The 14,417-nt window shown below is 62.8% G+C and carries 17 protein-coding genes; 9 read left to right on the top strand and 8 right to left on the bottom strand.

Features of this window, described 5'->3' with window-relative positions; all coding sequences use genetic code 11:
* Positions 1-26 precede the first annotated feature (26 nt).
* Genes hutG through hutI form a run of 3 tightly spaced genes read right to left on the bottom strand, consistent with a single transcriptional unit; the run spans position 27 to position 3,618 of the window.
* On the bottom strand, positions 27-845 hold the full coding sequence (hutG, locus tag FJ527_RS27800; RefSeq protein ID WP_140824560.1) for an N-formylglutamate deformylase: 819 nt from the start codon (positions 843-845) through the stop codon (positions 27-29).
* Complete coding sequence (hutH, locus tag FJ527_RS27795) at positions 845-2,386, bottom strand: histidine ammonia-lyase (protein ID WP_140824559.1); 1,542 nt, start codon at positions 2,384-2,386, stop codon at positions 845-847. Before hutH ends, hutG begins: the two co-directional genes overlap by 1 nt.
* Complete coding sequence (gene hutI / locus FJ527_RS27790) at positions 2,383-3,618, bottom strand: imidazolonepropionase (RefSeq protein WP_140824558.1); 1,236 nt, start codon at positions 3,616-3,618, stop codon at positions 2,383-2,385. Before hutI ends, hutH begins: the two co-directional genes overlap by 4 nt.
* A 98-nt stretch (positions 3,619-3,716) precedes the next feature.
* Between hutI and FJ527_RS27785 the strand changes: the two genes are divergently transcribed.
* Together FJ527_RS27785 and hutC are read left to right on the top strand one after the other, a co-directional pair.
* Positions 3,717-5,072 (top strand): formimidoylglutamate deiminase, encoded by a 1,356-nt coding sequence (locus FJ527_RS27785; RefSeq protein ID WP_140661906.1) that lies wholly within the window; start codon positions 3,717-3,719, stop codon positions 5,070-5,072.
* Positions 5,073-5,083: 11 nt separating this feature from the next.
* Positions 5,084-5,824: a histidine utilization repressor gene (gene hutC / locus FJ527_RS27780; RefSeq protein ID WP_085986622.1), complete on the top strand. Its 741-nt coding sequence runs from the start codon at positions 5,084-5,086 to the stop codon at positions 5,822-5,824.
* Between the two features lie 41 nt (positions 5,825-5,865).
* On the opposite strand, the gene FJ527_RS27775 is transcribed toward hutC, so the two are convergent.
* Positions 5,866-6,210 carry a RidA family protein gene (locus FJ527_RS27775; RefSeq protein ID WP_023773346.1) on the bottom strand — a complete coding sequence of 115 codons (345 nt, stop codon included), beginning with the start codon at positions 6,208-6,210 and terminating at the stop codon, positions 5,866-5,868.
* Positions 6,211-6,430: 220 nt separating this feature from the next.
* Here FJ527_RS27775 and aztA point away from each other — a divergent pair, with 220 nt between their 5' ends.
* The 4 genes from aztA (at position 6,431) to FJ527_RS27755 (ending at position 9,579) form a co-directional block, all read left to right on the top strand.
* On the top strand, positions 6,431-7,243 hold the full coding sequence (aztA, locus tag FJ527_RS27770; RefSeq protein ID WP_015318313.1) for a zinc ABC transporter ATP-binding protein AztA: 813 nt from the start codon (positions 6,431-6,433) through the stop codon (positions 7,241-7,243).
* Entirely contained in the window at positions 7,243-8,118 is an 876-nt protein-coding gene (gene aztB / locus FJ527_RS27765) for a zinc ABC transporter permease AztB (RefSeq protein ID WP_015318314.1), read from the top strand. Before aztA ends, aztB begins: the two co-directional genes overlap by 1 nt.
* A gap of 31 nt (positions 8,119-8,149) precedes the next feature.
* Positions 8,150-9,091, top strand: a complete 942-nt coding sequence (gene aztC / locus FJ527_RS27760) for a zinc ABC transporter substrate-binding protein AztC (RefSeq protein WP_140717685.1) — start codon at positions 8,150-8,152, stop codon at positions 9,089-9,091.
* A gap of 149 nt (positions 9,092-9,240) precedes the next feature.
* Positions 9,241-9,579 (top strand): TIGR01244 family sulfur transferase, encoded by a 339-nt coding sequence (locus tag FJ527_RS27755; RefSeq protein ID WP_015318316.1) that lies wholly within the window; start codon positions 9,241-9,243, stop codon positions 9,577-9,579.
* Here the strand turns inward: FJ527_RS27755 and FJ527_RS27750 are convergent.
* On the bottom strand, positions 9,576-10,043 hold the full coding sequence (locus FJ527_RS27750) for an Lrp/AsnC family transcriptional regulator (RefSeq protein ID WP_041163864.1): 468 nt from the start codon (positions 10,041-10,043) through the stop codon (positions 9,576-9,578). The two genes, FJ527_RS27755 and FJ527_RS27750, sit on opposite strands and share 4 nt — an antisense overlap.
* Before the next feature lie 135 nt (positions 10,044-10,178).
* On the opposite strand from FJ527_RS27750, the gene hppD reads away from it, so the two are divergent.
* The 3 genes from hppD (at position 10,179) to FJ527_RS27735 (ending at position 11,956) form a co-directional block, all read left to right on the top strand.
* Positions 10,179-11,291 (top strand): 4-hydroxyphenylpyruvate dioxygenase, encoded by a 1,113-nt coding sequence (hppD, locus tag FJ527_RS27745; protein WP_140824557.1) that lies wholly within the window; start codon positions 10,179-10,181, stop codon positions 11,289-11,291.
* 66 nt (positions 11,292-11,357) lie between these two features.
* Positions 11,358-11,582 (top strand): type II toxin-antitoxin system prevent-host-death family antitoxin, encoded by a 225-nt coding sequence (locus FJ527_RS27740; protein ID WP_015318319.1) that lies wholly within the window; start codon positions 11,358-11,360, stop codon positions 11,580-11,582.
* A complete protein-coding gene (locus FJ527_RS27735) occupies positions 11,579-11,956 on the top strand; it encodes a type II toxin-antitoxin system VapC family toxin (RefSeq protein ID WP_015318320.1) in 378 nt (125 codons plus the stop codon). Before FJ527_RS27740 ends, FJ527_RS27735 begins: the two co-directional genes overlap by 4 nt.
* 4 nt (positions 11,957-11,960) lie before the next feature.
* Here FJ527_RS27735 and FJ527_RS27730 read toward each other — a convergent pair whose 3' ends face one another.
* Genes FJ527_RS27730 through FJ527_RS27720 form a run of 3 tightly spaced genes read right to left on the bottom strand, consistent with a single transcriptional unit; the run spans position 11,961 to position 14,414 of the window.
* Positions 11,961-12,497 carry a DinB family protein gene (locus FJ527_RS27730; protein ID WP_140824568.1) on the bottom strand — a complete coding sequence of 179 codons (537 nt, stop codon included), beginning with the start codon at positions 12,495-12,497 and terminating at the stop codon, positions 11,961-11,963.
* Between the two features lie 19 nt (positions 12,498-12,516).
* Positions 12,517-13,530, bottom strand: coding sequence for a fumarylacetoacetate hydrolase family protein (locus FJ527_RS27725; RefSeq protein WP_140824556.1), 1,014 nt, complete (start codon positions 13,528-13,530; stop codon positions 12,517-12,519).
* Positions 13,527-14,414: an MBL fold metallo-hydrolase gene (locus FJ527_RS27720; RefSeq protein WP_181166519.1), complete on the bottom strand. Its 888-nt coding sequence runs from the start codon at positions 14,412-14,414 to the stop codon at positions 13,527-13,529. The genes FJ527_RS27725 and FJ527_RS27720 overlap by 4 nt, the downstream gene beginning before the upstream one ends.
* Positions 14,415-14,417 lie beyond the last annotated feature (3 nt).

The raw sequence follows: 14,417 nt of genomic DNA, 5'->3' as shown, positions 1-14,417 counted from the left end.
TTGTCCCTTTCGGACGAGGCGGCGCGTCAGTGCCCGGCCCAGTCAATGGCGGTTTGAAGAATTCGCGTCAGCGTGGCGCGGATCGGAGCGGCGAACGCGGCGTCGTAGGGCACCGGCCAATTGTCCGGCGTGCCCTTCCCCTCGGGCTCGCGCATATAGCCTCGATTGGAGAGTTCCATCTGCAGCGCGTGCACGCCCTGTAGCGGCTGGCCAAAATGGCGCGTTATCCACCCACCCTTGAAGCGTCCGTTGACGACAAAAGTCTCGCCGGTTTCGGCCATGATCTGGTTGACCATCGCCTGCAACGTCGGATCGGCGCTCTTGCCGTCATTCGTGCCGAGATTGAACACCGGCAGCGTGCCTTCGAACAGGCGTGGCAGCACCGAGCGGATCGAATGGCAGTCATAGAGGACAATCTTGCCATGCAAGGTGCGCAACCTGTCGATCTCGGCCTGCAAGGCGGCGTGATAGGGTGCAAAGAACTTCAGCCGGCGCTCGTCGATCTCCGATGGCCCCGGCTCTTCGCCGTCGCGGTAGAGCGGGTCGCCGTCAAAGGTTTCGGTCGGGCACAAGCCGGTGGTTGCCTGGCCGGGATAGAGCGAGGCGCCGGATGGATCGCGGTTGACGTCGATGACGGTGCGCGAGATCGCGGTGTGCACGACAGTGGCGCCGAGACCGGCGGCGAAATCATAGAGATTGTCGATCCACCAGTCGCAATCACGACGGCCGAGCCAAGGCGAGGCCAGCCGGTTTTCGAGGCCGGCGAGGTCGATACCTGTGTGCGGGATCGACACCAGCAGCGGCGCCGTGCCGCGTGTGACCGTGAGCCAAGGGGTGGCCGTCATCACGCCGCTCCGGCAATCGAGGGCAGTGCCACCGCGCTCGCGGCTTTCACAACCGCACCGCTGCGCACCATGGCGATCGCCTTTTCCATGTCGGGGTGGAAGTGCCGGTCGTTATCGAGATGCGGCACCTCGGCGCGGACCAGCTTGCGCACGGCTTCCAGTGCTGCGCTCGACGCCAGCGGCTGATGGAAATCACAGCCTTGCGCGGCGGCCAGCAACTCGATGCCGATCACCGCGGTTGCGTTCTCGACCATGCCGATCAGGCGGCGTGCGCCATGCGCGGCCATCGAGACGTGGTCTTCCTGGTTGGCCGAGGTCGGGATGGAATCGACGCTGGCCGGATAGGCCTTCTGCTTGTTTTCCGAGACAAGCGCGGCCGCCGTAACCTGCGGGATCATGAAGCCGGAGTTCAGACCGGGCTTGGGCGTCAGGAAAGCGGGCATGCCTGACAGCGCTGGATCGACCAGCATGGCGATGCGGCGTTCCGACAGCGAGCCGATCTCGCAGACGGCCAGCGCGATCATGTCGGCGGCGAAAGCCACCGGCTCGGCGTGGAAATTGCCGCCGGACAGAGCAGTATCGTCTTCTGCGAAGATCAGCGGGTTGTCGGTGACGCCATTGGCCTCGGTTTCGAGCGTATCGGCGGCCTTGCGCAGGACATCGAGTGCGGCGCCCATCACTTGCGGCTGGCAACGCAGGCAATAGGGATCCTGCACACGCTCGTCGCCGACCCGGTGCGACTCGCGGATGGCGCTGCCGGCCATCAAATCGCGCAGCGCGTCCGCGGTCTCGATCTGGCCACGGTGCTTTCTCAACAGATGAATGCGCGGGTCGAACGGCGCGTCGGAACCCTTTGCCGCGTCGGTCGAAAGCGCGCCGGCGACAAGCGCCGACTGGTAGAGCACCTCGGCATCGAACAAAGCGGCCAGTGCATAGGCCGTCGAAAACTGCGTGCCGTTGAGCAGCGCCAGACCTTCCTTGGCGCCCAATGTCACGGGCTCCAGCCCATGCGAGACGAACGCGACCTTGGCCGGGAAACGGCCATGCGGAGTAAAGCATTCGCCGACGCCGATCATCACCGCCGTCATATGCGACAGCGGGGCAAGGTCGCCGGAGGCGCCGACGGAACCTTGCGCCGGCACGACCGGGATGACGTCGTTGGCCAGCATCGCTTCAAGCAGCTCGATGGTCTGCGAGCGCACGCCGGAGGCGCCCTGCGCGAGGCTCGCAAGTTTCAGCGCCATCATCAGCCGGGCAACGGCAACGGGCATCGGCTCGCCCACGCCCGCGGCATGCGAAAGCACGATGTTGCGCTGCAGGGTCTCGAGATCGTCGGCGGGGATGCGCACGCTGGCCAGCTTGCCGAAACCAGTGTTGATGCCATAGACCGGCTCACCCTTGGCAACGATGCGCGCGACAGCTTCGGCACTCGCCTTGATTTTCGGACGGCAGGCATCGTCCAGTTTCGGCACGGCGCCACGGTATATAGCGCGCCAGTCGGCCAGCGTCGCATTGCCGGGCTTCAGGGTCAGTTCGGTCATTGTCCTCTCCAGATGCGAGCATGCAGCGGGTTGAAGCCCATGCGGTAGACGAGTTCGGCGGGGCGCTCGATGTCCCAGATCGCCAAATCGGCGGATTTGCCTGATACCAGCGTGCCGGTCTCGCCGAGCAGCCCCAGCGCACGCGCGGCTTCGCGGGTGACGCCAGCAAGACATTCGTCGACCGTCATGCCGAACAAGGTGGCCGCCATGTTCATGGTCAGAAGCAGCGAGGTCAGCGGCGAGGTGCCGGGATTGTTGTCGGTGGCAACAGCCATTCTGACGCCATGCTGGCGAAACAGGCCGATCGGTGGCTTCTTGGTCTCGCGGATGAAGTAGTAGGCGCCGGGCAGGATCGTCGCCACGGTCCCCGCCTTGGCCATTGCCACCGCGCCTGCCTCGTCGGTATATTCGAGATGGTCGGCCGACAACGCGCCATAGCGGGCGGCAAGTTCAGCGCCATGCAGATTGGACAGCTGGTCGGCGTGAAGTTTGACGGGCAAGCCAGCCGCCTGGGCGACATCGAAAACGCGCGCCATCTGCTCCGGCGAAAAGGCGATGCCTTCACAGAACCCATCGACGGCATCGGCCAAGCCTTCCTCGACGACGCCGGGAAGGATCGTTTTGGCAACGAGATCGATGAAGGCATCCTTGTCGCCCTTGGCTTCCGGCGGCAGCGCGTGGGCGCCAAGGAAGGTCGTGCGAACCGTCACCCGGCGTTCATTGCCCAGCTGTCGCGCGGCGCGCAGTGACTTCTTCTCGTTTTCGAGATCGAGGCCATAGCCCGACTTTACTTCCACTGTGGTTACGCCCTCGGCAATCAGCGCATCGAGGCGCGGCAGCGTCTGGGCAACCAGGTCGCCCTCGCTGGCAGCACGCAAGGATTTGACCGACGAGACGATGCCGCCGCCGGCCCTGGCGACTTCCTCATAAGTGGCGCCGGCCAGCCGCATCTCGAATTCGTTGGCGCGGTTCCCAGCGTGGATCAGATGGGTGTGACAGTCGATCAGGCCGGGCGTAATCCAGCGGCCCTCGCAATTGATGATCTCGCCTTGGGCAAAGGCCGAGGGCATCTCGGATTGCGGACCGGCATAGATAATGCGGCCGTCGCGCGCGGCGAGCGCACCATGCTCGACGATACCCAATCCGGCAGAATTTTCAGCCATGGTCGCCAGACGCGCATTGCGCCACAGGCGAAGCCCCCCTGCGTGGTTTTTGCTGCTCTCTACGGCCATCATCTTTTCCGTTTCAATCGGTGGCGATTATGTATATACATATTGAAACGCACTGCAAGTGCCATCATCACATACGAGACCGGAAAGCGGAGAGAAAAGTGACCGATATCTTTGCGGAACAGGCGCTTCTTCCTAACGGCTGGCACAACAATGTGCGGATCACTTTTGCCAATGGGCGCATTACGGCCGTGGAGCCTGAAGCCGCCGCCTTGCCCGGTGATGAACGCCATTCCATTCTGCTGCCAGGCATGCCCAACCTGCACAGCCACGCCTTCCAGCGCGGCATGGCCGGCCTTGCCGAGTTGCGAGGCCCCTCCGCCGACAGTTTCTGGAGCTGGCGCGAGGTGATGTACCGCTTCGCGCTGTCGATGACTCCCGACCAAGTCGAGGCGGTGGCGGCGCAGCTCTATGTCGAAATGCTGGAGGCCGGTTTTTCCCGCGTCGGCGAATTTCATTATCTGCACCATGATCGGGATGGACAACCCTATGCCAACCCAGCCGAGATGGCCGAGCGCATCGCTGCCGCGGCTGGCGAAACGGGTATCGGCCTGACGCTGCTGCCGGTGTTTTACGCCCACTCCTCTTTCGGCGGCGCAGCTCCGAATGAGGGCCAGCGCCGATTCATCAACGATGTGAATCAGTTCGCCCGGCTTGTGGAGAAAAGCCGTGAATCGGTTCGCGCGCTGAATCAAGCTGTCGTCGGCGTCGCGCCGCACAGTCTGCGCGCCGCGACGCCTGAAGAGCTGATCGAAGTCACCGCCATGGCGCCAAACGGACCGATCCACATCCACATCGCCGAACAGGTCAGGGAAGTCGAGGACTGCCTTGCCTGGTCCGGCGCGCGTCCGGTCGAATTTCTGCTTGGGGCTGCCGCTGTCGACCAGCGTTGGTGCCTGATTCACGCCACCCATATGACGGATGCCGAGACCATCGGCATGGCGAAGACCGGCGCCATTGCCGGCCTTTGCCCGATCACGGAGGCCAATCTCGGCGACGGCACCTTTGCCGCGCCATTGTTCAGGGAGCATGGCGGCCGCTTCGGCATCGGCTCCGATTCCAATGTGCTGATCGGCCTGCCCGACGAATTGCGCCAGCTCGAATATTCGCAGCGCCTCGCGCACCGCGCCCGCAATGTGCTTGCGGTAGCCGGCGGCTCAACAGGCCGCGCCCTGTTCGACGCAGCGCTTGACGGCGGTGGCGTCGCCCTTGGTGCCGGCGCCTCGCAAATCGCGACTGGGGCATCCGCCGATCTCGTCTCGCTCGACGTCGGTAATCCCTCGCTGGCTGGCAAGACCGGCGACGCGATCCTCGATGCCTGGATCTTTGCCAATGGCAGCAAGGTCGATTGCGTCTGGGTGCATGGCAAGAAACAGGTCAGCGCTGGCAGACACGCCAAGCGCGGGGCTATCGCCGCACGGTTTCGCAGCGTGATGACTGCGCTTTCCGAGGGTTAACGCAGATGAGCATGGCTGAACGGACGGACATAGACGACAGCGAGACCGTCTCGCTGCATCAGCGCATCCTGTCCGATATCCGCGAAAAGATCCTGTCCGGCACCTGGGCGCCCGGCCACCGTATCCCATTCGAACATGAGCTGACCGCCGAATACAAATGCTCACGCATGACGGTGAACAAGGCTCTGTCGCAGTTGGCCAAGGCAGGTCTGATTGAACGCCGCCGCCGGTCGGGCAGTTTTGTCCGCCAGCCGCAATCGCAGGCAGCGGTGCTGGAGCTTCACGACATCAGGATCGAGGTCGAGGCGCTCGGCCTGCCCTATCGCTACGAACGGCTGGAACGCCTGAGGCGGCGCAGCAACGTGGAGGACAGGGCGTTGCTCGGATTGTCCGCCGCGGGTTCGGTGCTGGCGGTCGAAGGCCTTCATTTTGCCGGCGAACGGCCATTCGCACTCGAGCAACGTCTGATCAATCTTTCGGCGGTCGCGGAAGCCGGGGACGAAGAGTTTCTGGAAATCGCGGCGGGTCCATGGCTGATCGGCCGCGTGCCGTGGAGCGAGGCCGAACATCGGATACGCGCCGTGGCCGCCGATGAGACTATCGCCGACGTGCTCGATATCGATCCTGGCGCGCCTTGCCTGGTCGTGGAGCGCCGCACCTGGAGCGCGGAGCACCCGGTTACACACGTGCGCTTCATCTATCCGGCGGAAAGCCACACGCTGGTGGCAAGGTTCACGCCGTCGCAGGGGTAAGCCGATCTCCCGCTTGGGGAAGATCGGCACCTACAGCCGCTTTACAGCGCAGCCGTAATAATAATCTCGACCAGATATTCGGGGCCGGCGAGCTTCGCCTCGCCGGTGGCGCGAGCGGGTGTGTGGCCCTGCGGCACCCATTTGTCCCATTCGGAATTCATCTCGGCGAAGGTGCCCATGTCGGCCAGCCAGATGATCGCCTGGACGATCTTGGTCTTGTCGGTGCCGGCCTTGGCCAGCAATTCGTCGATGGTCGCGAGGATGTCGCGGGTCTGCGCGGCGACGTTGCCGCCGGGCTCGCCGACCTGGCCGGCCAGATAGACGGTGTTGCCGTGTATGACGATCTGGCTCATGCGCGGGCCAACATCGATGCGACGAATGCTCATTGCGAGGTTCCTTCGTTTGAGGGTTGCGCTTGTTTAGAGTCGGCGTGGGCTTCGGGCAAGGCCGCCGGCGCCAAATCTCCTTGGACCAGCGCGGAAGAAACTCACGGCAAGTTGAGCCGCCGGGTCGCAAATCCACCGGATTGGCCTGTTGACTAATGTAATAACATCACATATCCAACGGCCGCTATCACGGCCAGGCCCGATTTCCCAACGGAATGATATGACCCAGACCTGCCTAACCTTCCGTGACCTGACGCTGGGTTACAACAGCCATCCCGCGATCCATCACCTCGATGGCACGATCCGCAAGGGTTCGCTGACGGCCGTGGTCGGGGCCAACGGCTCCGGAAAATCGACGCTGATGAAGGGTATTGTCGGCGTGCTGAAGCCAATGGCCGGCGAGGTCATCCGCGCGTCGGGCGTGCGGGCAGCTTATCTGCCGCAGCAGTCGGAACTCGATCGCTCCTTTCCCGCCCGCGTCGTCGATCTGGTCTCGCTTGGCCTGTGGCCGAAGCGCGGCATGCTTGGCCGCTACACCAGGGAAGACCGCGAAGCCGTCAGCCAGGCATTGATGGCCGTCGGCCTCGGCGGCTTCGAGAAGCGGCCGATCGACACGCTGTCGGGCGGCCAGCTGCAGCGCACGCTGTTTGCCCGCGTGCTGTTGCAGGATGCCGACCTGATCCTGCTCGACGAGCCCTTCAACGCGGTCGACGCCAAGACGGTCGGTGACCTCATTGCCCTGATCAAGCGCTGGCATGGCGAAGAGCGCACCATCATGGTGGTGGTCCATGATCTGGACCTGGTGCGCCAGAATTTTCCCGAAACACTGCTGCTTGCCCGCCAGCCGGTTGCCTGGGGCGATACCCGGGAGACGCTGAAGCCTGAGAACCTGCTGCGCGCGCGCCGCTTCCACGAAGCCTGGGAAGAGAACGCCCCCTGGTGCGAGCCTGACGAGCACGCTCATGGCCATGATCATGATCATCATGGCCATGATCACGACCATCACCATGGCGCCGGACCGAGGGCCGCCTGATGGACGCGCTCTACAGTCTCTTCATTGCTCCCTTCGCCGATTTCGGCTTCATGCAGCGGGCGCTGTTCGGCTCGCTGATGCTGTCGCTCGGCGCCTGCCCCATCGGCGTCTTCCTGATGCTGCGGCGCATGAGCCTGTCGGGTGACGCCATGGCGCATGCCATCCTGCCAGGGGCGGCCGCCGGCTTCCTGTTCTATGGCCTTGAAATCCTGCCTATGACCATTGGCGGCCTGATCGCCGGCGTCATCGTCGCGCTCGGCGCTGGCGCTGTCTCGCGCTTCACCATCCAGCGCGAGGACGCCTCGATGGCCGCCTTCTATCTGATTTCGCTCGCCATCGGCGTGCTGATGGTGTCGATCCGCGGCTCCAGCGTCGATCTCATGCATGTGCTGTTCGGCACGGTGCTGGCGCTCAACAACGAGGCATTGATGCTGATTGCCGGCATCGTCGCGGTGACGTTGGCCAGCCTGGCCATCTTCTGGCGGGCGCTGGTCGCCGAATGCCTCGACCCGCTGTTCCTGCGTTCGGTCAGCCGCATGGGCAGCCCGGTGCATTTCATCTTCCTCGGCCTCGTCGTGCTCAACCTCGTCGGCGGCTTCCAAGCGCTCGGCACGTTGCTATCCGTCGGATTGATGATGCTGCCGGCGGCAGCCGCGCGATTCTGGACCGCACGCGTCGAGCCGATGTGCGTACTGGCGGTGCTGATCGGCTTTGCCTCCTGCATTGCCGGATTGCTCTTGTCCTATCATGCGTCGTTGCCGTCCGGCCCGGCCATCATCCTGTCGGCCGGTGTCGTCTATTTCGCCTCGATCCTGTTTGGCACGCGCGGCATCCTGCGCGGTCGCATCATCCATCACCGTCACAGAACGGCCTGATCCGCCTCACCCTCTAGAAGGAACCCCGCTTATGCTGAAAACGATCCGTGCCGGCCTGACGTTGAGCGTTATAACATTAACTGCCTTTGGCGCATCATCGGCCTTCGCGGCGCCGCTGAAGGTGGTCGCCAGCTTTACGGTCATTGCCGACTTTGCCAAAAACGTCGGCGGCGACCGCGTCGCGATCACCACGATTGTCGGGCCGGATGGCGACGCCCATGTCTATGAGCCAAGCCCTGCCGACGCGGTCGCCATGGCGAAGGCCGACATCGTGCTGGTCAACGGCCTGCATTTCGAAGGTTTCCTGCAGCGGCTGGTCGATGCCAGCGCCACCAAGGCCTCGATCGTCACGCTGACCAAGGGAGTGACGCCGATCGACTTCAAGCCTGAATTCGCCGAAGCCGACGCGGCCGAAGGCGCCGGCACCGGCGGCGGCAAGACGGTCACAGACCCGCACGCCTTCCAGTCGATCGCCAATGCCAGAATCTATGTGAAGAACATCGCCGAAGCTTTCTGTGCGGCCGACAGCGACGGCTGCGTCAGCTACCAGACCAATGCCGCCGCCTACACCAAGAAGCTCGACGCGCTGGAAGGCGAAGTGAAGGCGGCGATCCAGTCGATCCCCGAAGCAAAGCGCGTCGTCATCACCTCGCATGACGCCTTCGGCTATTTCGAGCACGAATACGGCCTGACCTTCCTCGCCCCGCAAGGTATCTCGACCGATTCCGAGCCGTCGGCCGCCGATGTCGCCAAGTTGGTCGAGCAGGTCAAGCAGGACAAGGCCGCGGCCATCTTCGTCGAGAACATCACCAACACTCGCCTGATCGAGCAGATTGCCAGCGAGACCGGCATCAAGGTCGGCGGCACGCTTTACTCGGACGCGCTGTCGCAGCCCGACGGCCCCGGCTCGACCTATATCGACATGATGCACAACAACATCCGCCAGATCAAAGGCGCCATTCTCGGCAGCTGAGTTTGATCTGCGGCCAGCCGGGCCGTATCGGCCCGGTTGGATTTTCTGGCGCGCGATGTCTATTTGGCAGAGAATTCCTTCGATGCGGATTGCCGCCCCCCTCCCGGAGTGGCAAGACTGCCGTCAAAGAGATCGCGAGGATACGAGCCATGGAATACCGCCAGATCAGCGAAGACTATTCGGTCTCGGGCCAGATCCAGCCCGAGGACGTTGCCGCCATCAAGGAAGCCGGCTTCAAGAGCGTGATCTGCAACCGGCCTGATGATGAGCAGCCGGGACAGCCTTCGGCGGACACGCTCAAGGCCGCGGTCGAGGCCGCTGGCCTCGCCTTTCGCTACATTCCGGTGATCAGCGGCCAGATCACGCGAGAGAATGTCGACGACCAGGCCGAGGCACTCGACGAACTCGACGGCCCGGTGTTCGCCTATTGCCGCTCCGGCGCCCGCTGTACCAATCTGTACGGGCTGATCCAGCAGTCGAAGGGTTAAATCGGCAGCGCGCCGGTCTCCTTCAGCGTCTCCAGCACGATCGCCGTCTTCACATGCTGCACGGATTCGTGCGGCAGGAGCACGCCGTTGACGAATTCCGACAGTGATTTGAGGTCTGGCGTTACGACCTTCAGGATGTAATCCATCTCGCCGGTCAGTGCGTGAGCCTCCTGCACCTCGGGCAGCCGTGCCACCAATTCGCCGAAGCGGCGCGCATTGTCGCGATTGTGGGTGGCCAGTGTCACCGAGATGACGTTGACCAGCGAGAAACCGAGCTTGTCGCGGTCGAGCACCGCTCGATAGCCCTTGATGTAGCCGTCCTCCTCCAACCGTTGGCGGCGGCGCGAGCATTGCGAGGCAGAGAGGTTCACCCGCTCGGAGAGATCGTTGTTGGTGAGCCGCGCGTCGCCTTGCAAAAGCGCCATTATCTTGCGGTCGAACTGGTCAATGCGCGCGTCATCCATGACTTTTGCCTTCATCATGCACGGTTCGCGCATGACATCACCATTTCAAGCGTTTAAATGCAAGCACCGTGCGTGGGCTCCGCGCTATTATGGTTTCGAGCGGCTTTTCAGGCCGAGCAGCTTCCGGAGGATATCATGGGTCCTTTCCCGCACGACGCCCCGCCCGCCACGATCAGCAAAGACAACCCCGCCGGCACCGACGGTTTCGAGTTCGTCGAATTCGCGCATCCGGAGCCGCAGGAGCTGGCCGAGCTGTTCACCCGCATGGGTTATGTCGCGGTAGCCAGGCATCGCACCAAGGACATCACCGTCTGGCGCCAGGGCGACATCAACTATGTCGTCAATGCCGAGCCCGGCTCGCATGCGATGAAATTCGCCGACAAGCACGGCCCCTGTGCTGCCTCGATGGCCTGGCGGATGGTCGATGCCAAGCACGCTTTCGAGCATGCCGTCTCGAAGGGCGCCATGCCTTACGAAGGCGACGACAAGGCGCTCGACGTGCCTGCTATCGTCGGCATCGGCGGCTCGCTGCTCTATTTCATCGACAGCTATGGCAAGAAGGGCTCGGCCTACGACGCTGAATTCGAGTGGCTCGGCGAACGCGACCCCAAGCCGCAAGGCGTCGGCTTCTATTTCCTCGACCACCTGACCCACAACGTCTATCGCGGCCAGATGGACAAATGGTGGGATTTCTACCGCAATTTGTTCGGTTTCAAGCAGATCCATTTCTTCGACATCGACGGCAAGATCACGGGCCTGGTCAGCCGGGCGATCACCTCGCCCTGCGGCAAGATCCGCATTCCGCTCAACGAGTCCAAGGATGAAACCAGCCAGATCGCCGAATATCTGAAGAAGTACAATGGCGAAGGCATCCAGCACATCGCGGTGGGAACCGACGAGATCTACGCCGCCACCGACAAGCTCGCGGAGAACGGGCTGAAATTCATGCCCGGCCCGCCCGAGACCTACTATGACATGTCGTATGACCGCGTGAACGGCCATGACGAGCCGATCGAGCGGATGAAGAAGCATGGCATCCTGATCGACGGCGAAGGTGTGGTCGACGGCGGCATGACCAAGATTCTTTTGCAGATCTTTTCGAAGACCGTGATCGGGCCGATCTTCTTCGAGTTCATCCAGCGCAAGGGCGACGAAGGCTTTGGCGAGGGCAATTTCCGCGCGCTGTTCGAATCGATCGAGCAGGACCAGATCAAGCGCGGTGTGATCAAGGTTCAGGCGGCAGAGTAATTTCTCCGGCTCCGCTTGCGGCTCGACTAATTATGACCTAAATTTTGGTCATAAGAGGTCGAGCCCATGAATGTGTCCATTGCAGAAGCCAAGGCAAAACTGTCGGAACTGATCAGCCGTGCGCAAGCTGGCGAAGAGATCGTGCTTACACGTCACGGCAAGATCGCGGCTCGGCTGGTGCCACCGCTCGGCGAAAATCTCCTGCCCCGTATTGGCGCCTTAAAGGGCAAGATTTGGATAGCGGACGATTTTGACGAACTCGGTCCCGAATGGGACGAATACGTCAAATGACTGCCGGCTCCTTTCTTGCCGATACGCAAATTATCCTTTGGTCTATTAAGGACGACCCTCGACTCAGCGAGGAGCATCGGGCTGTCCTTGCATCGGACGCGACCGTTTACGCCAGCGCGGCAAGCGTTTGGGAAATCGCGATCAAGCGCTCGATCGGCAAACTCGACGTTCCGGACGACCTGCCGGCGCTACTCCCGAGAATGCAATTCCAGCCGCTGACCATCACGTTTCAGCATGCGCATGTTGTCGGCCGCCTTCCCCGCCACCATGGCGATCCGTTCGACCGGCTGCTGATCGCCCAAGCGCAGGTCGAGAATCTCACCATCCTGACAGCGGACAAGCAATTTGCTCTCTATGACGTCGCGCTGGCATGACGTTTCATAATCCCAGCCGTTCGACCTCCGCTGTTCTCAACTTAACGTCATAATCGAGCAGGAACTCGTCGAGCTGCGGCGGCGCTACGGAGGTACCCGCGAGCATGGCATGCACCTGGCCCCGATGGTGGATGTCGTGCAGGAAGACGTGCGCCAGGATATCGCCGATCTTTTCCGGGATCATGCCGTCCTCGCGCCGGTCGGTGACGACGCTGCGATCGAGATCGGCCTTCGACAGGCCATCGCAGAAGGCGATCAGCCGCCGGTCGGCCGCAAGCTGAGCCAGGTAAAGCTCCGGCGCGGCATCGAAAGGCACGAAGTCATCGTAGGCAGCCGCACCGAGGCCGCCGTCTTCGAGAAAATCGAGATAGAGATGATCGACCGCGAGGACATGGTTGAGCGTTGCCTTGATCGACGGGAAAAAGTTGGTGCGCTCGGCCTCGAATTCACCGGGCTTCAGCGCAAGCACGGCGCGATAGAGCCGGTCGTTCGACCAGAGATTGTTCTTCGCCATGCGACGCAGATAATCCAGCAGGTCCATCACTCAAACCTCATTGTGCCTACCGCTGGTATTTCTCGACCTTCTGCTCGATGGCGCCGAAGATCGAATGCCCTGATCTGTCCTTCATCTCGATGCGCACGGTGTCGCCGAAGCGCAGGAAAGGTGTCTTGGGCTCGCCTGACACAATGGTCTCGATCATGCGCAGTTCGGCGATGCAGGAATAACCGGCTCCGCCCGCAGAGACCGGCTTGCCCGGGCCGCCGTCGAGTTTGTTGGACACCGTACCAGAGCCGATGATGGTGCCTGATACCAGCGGCCTTGTGCGGGCGGCGTGAGCAATCAGCGCCGGAAAATCGAAGGTCATGTCGACACCGGCATCGGCGCGGCCGAACGGCTTGCCGTTGATGTCGGCAAGCAGCGGCAGATTGACCTTGCCGCCGTCCCAGGCATCGCCCAGCTCATCCGGCGTCACCGCGACCGGAGAGAAGGCGGAGGACGGTTTCGACTGGAAGAAGCCGAATCCCTTGGCCAGTTCCGGCCCGGTCAGCGCGCGCAGCGTGACATCGTTGACCAGCATGACCAGCCGGATTGCGGCGCGCGCCTCATCGAGACTGGCGCCCATCGGCACATCGTCGACGATGACGGCGATCTCGGCTTCCATGTCGATGCCGAAGGCCTCGTCCGCTAGACGGATCGGATCGCGCGGGGCAACGAAGGAATCCGAGCCACCCTGGTAGATCAGCGGGTCGGTCCAGAAGCTTGCCGGCATCTCAACGCCGCGCGCCTTCCGCACCAGTTCGACATGGTTCACATAGGCCGAGCCGTCGGCCCATTGATAGGCGCGCGGCAGCGGCGAATGCGCGTCATGCTCGTGAAAACGGGCCGCCGGCATCGCATTGTTCTCCAGCGATTCCGCTATGGTCGCGAGATGCGGCGAGATCCTGCGCCAGTCGTCGAGTGCGGCCTGCAGCGTCCGCGCCAGGAACGAGGCGTCCGTGTATTGCGTCAGGTCGCGCGAAACGACGACGAGTTTTCCGTCGCGTGTTCCGTCCTTCAGCGTGGCAAGCTTCATGCGGTTCCCTCTCCTGATGCGGCCTTGGCGCCGCTTAACTCCACAACAAGGCCGTCGCGAGCGATCGTCAAGTCGCCAGCCCATGTTTTCCTGACAGCGGCTATCCAGTCGACCTCGCCGATCTCGGTATCGTCGGCTGGAATGAGGTGATTGAGCACCAATCTTTTGACGCCGGCATCGCTGGCGATACGGCCTGCCTCCTCGGCAAAGCTGTGACTGGCGAGCAGATGTTCCCTGAGCCGCGCGCCATTGCCGGTTCTGGCAACCAGCCGCTCGATGCCTTCTTCCAGCATGGCTTCATGGACGAGGATAGCAGCGCCATCGGCAAAATCGGCCAGCGGCGGAAAGAAAGCAGTATCGGCCGAGAACACCACGCTGTTTCCCCCATGCTCGAAGCGCAAGGCGAAGCAATCGGTCACCGGCGGATGGTCGACGCGCAGTGCCGTCACCTTCAGTCCGCGCTCCTCGACCACATGCCCTTGGCCGAATTCGTCGATAGAGACCAACTCGCGAATATCGGGGCGGCCCTCGTCGGCGATGCGGATCTCGATGTCGAATTCCATCGCCTGACAAAAGCGCCGCCAGTAGTGGCCAAGCCCAGGCGGCCCGAACACGGTGACCGGCGTCGCCAAGCCAGCCGTCCATGCGGTGTGGATCAGCGGCCCGAGTTCCAGCACATGGTCGGAATGCAGATGCGTGATGAAGATCAGGTCGAGTGCCTTCAGGCTGACACCGGCATCGACCAGACCGCGCGTCACGCCGAGCCCGCAATCGACGACGATGGCTCGCCCGCCGATTTCGAGCAGCGTCGAGCTCGGCCACGGCCCGCCCGGCCGCAGTGCCGGACCGCCTTTCGACCCGAGCAGCACCAGCCGGTCCGGCATTGG

Source organism: Mesorhizobium sp. B2-4-18 (genome assembly GCF_006441385.1).
GTDB classification, from domain to species: domain Bacteria; phylum Pseudomonadota; class Alphaproteobacteria; order Rhizobiales; family Rhizobiaceae; genus Mesorhizobium; species Mesorhizobium australicum.
This window is presented reverse-complemented; position numbering and strand designations above follow the sequence as displayed.

What these genes read in the sequence shown, in the direction of transcription:
- hutG (WP_140824560.1), bottom strand. Translation starts at nt 845, where the DNA reads ATGACGGCCACCCCTTGGCTCACGGTCACACGCGGCACGGCGCCGCTG.
- hutH (WP_140824559.1), bottom strand. Translation starts at nt 2,386, where the DNA reads ATGACCGAACTGACCCTGAAGCCCGGCAATGCGACGCTGGCCGACTGG.
- hutI (WP_140824558.1), bottom strand. Translation starts at nt 3,618, where the DNA reads ATGGCCGTAGAGAGCAGCAAAAACCACGCAGGGGGGCTTCGCCTGTGG.
- hutC (WP_085986622.1), top strand. Translation starts at nt 5,084, where the DNA reads ATGGCTGAACGGACGGACATAGACGACAGCGAGACCGTCTCGCTGCAT.
- FJ527_RS27775 (WP_023773346.1), bottom strand. Translation starts at nt 6,210, where the DNA reads ATGAGCATTCGTCGCATCGATGTTGGCCCGCGCATGAGCCAGATCGTC.
- aztA (WP_015318313.1), top strand. Translation starts at nt 6,431, where the DNA reads ATGACCCAGACCTGCCTAACCTTCCGTGACCTGACGCTGGGTTACAAC.
- aztB (WP_015318314.1), top strand. Translation starts at nt 7,243, where the DNA reads ATGGACGCGCTCTACAGTCTCTTCATTGCTCCCTTCGCCGATTTCGGC.
- aztC (WP_140717685.1), top strand. Translation starts at nt 8,150, where the DNA reads ATGCTGAAAACGATCCGTGCCGGCCTGACGTTGAGCGTTATAACATTA.
- FJ527_RS27755 (WP_015318316.1), top strand. Translation starts at nt 9,241, where the DNA reads ATGGAATACCGCCAGATCAGCGAAGACTATTCGGTCTCGGGCCAGATC.
- FJ527_RS27750 (WP_041163864.1), bottom strand. Translation starts at nt 10,043, where the DNA reads ATGGATGACGCGCGCATTGACCAGTTCGACCGCAAGATAATGGCGCTT.
- hppD (WP_140824557.1), top strand. Translation starts at nt 10,179, where the DNA reads ATGGGTCCTTTCCCGCACGACGCCCCGCCCGCCACGATCAGCAAAGAC.
- FJ527_RS27740 (WP_015318319.1), top strand. Translation starts at nt 11,358, where the DNA reads ATGAATGTGTCCATTGCAGAAGCCAAGGCAAAACTGTCGGAACTGATC.
- FJ527_RS27735 (WP_015318320.1), top strand. Translation starts at nt 11,579, where the DNA reads ATGACTGCCGGCTCCTTTCTTGCCGATACGCAAATTATCCTTTGGTCT.
- FJ527_RS27730 (WP_140824568.1), bottom strand. Translation starts at nt 12,497, where the DNA reads ATGGACCTGCTGGATTATCTGCGTCGCATGGCGAAGAACAATCTCTGG.
- FJ527_RS27725 (WP_140824556.1), bottom strand. Translation starts at nt 13,530, where the DNA reads ATGAAGCTTGCCACGCTGAAGGACGGAACACGCGACGGAAAACTCGTC.
- FJ527_RS27720 (WP_181166519.1), bottom strand. Translation starts at nt 14,414, where the DNA reads ATGCCGGACCGGCTGGTGCTGCTCGGGTCGAAAGGCGGTCCGGCACTG.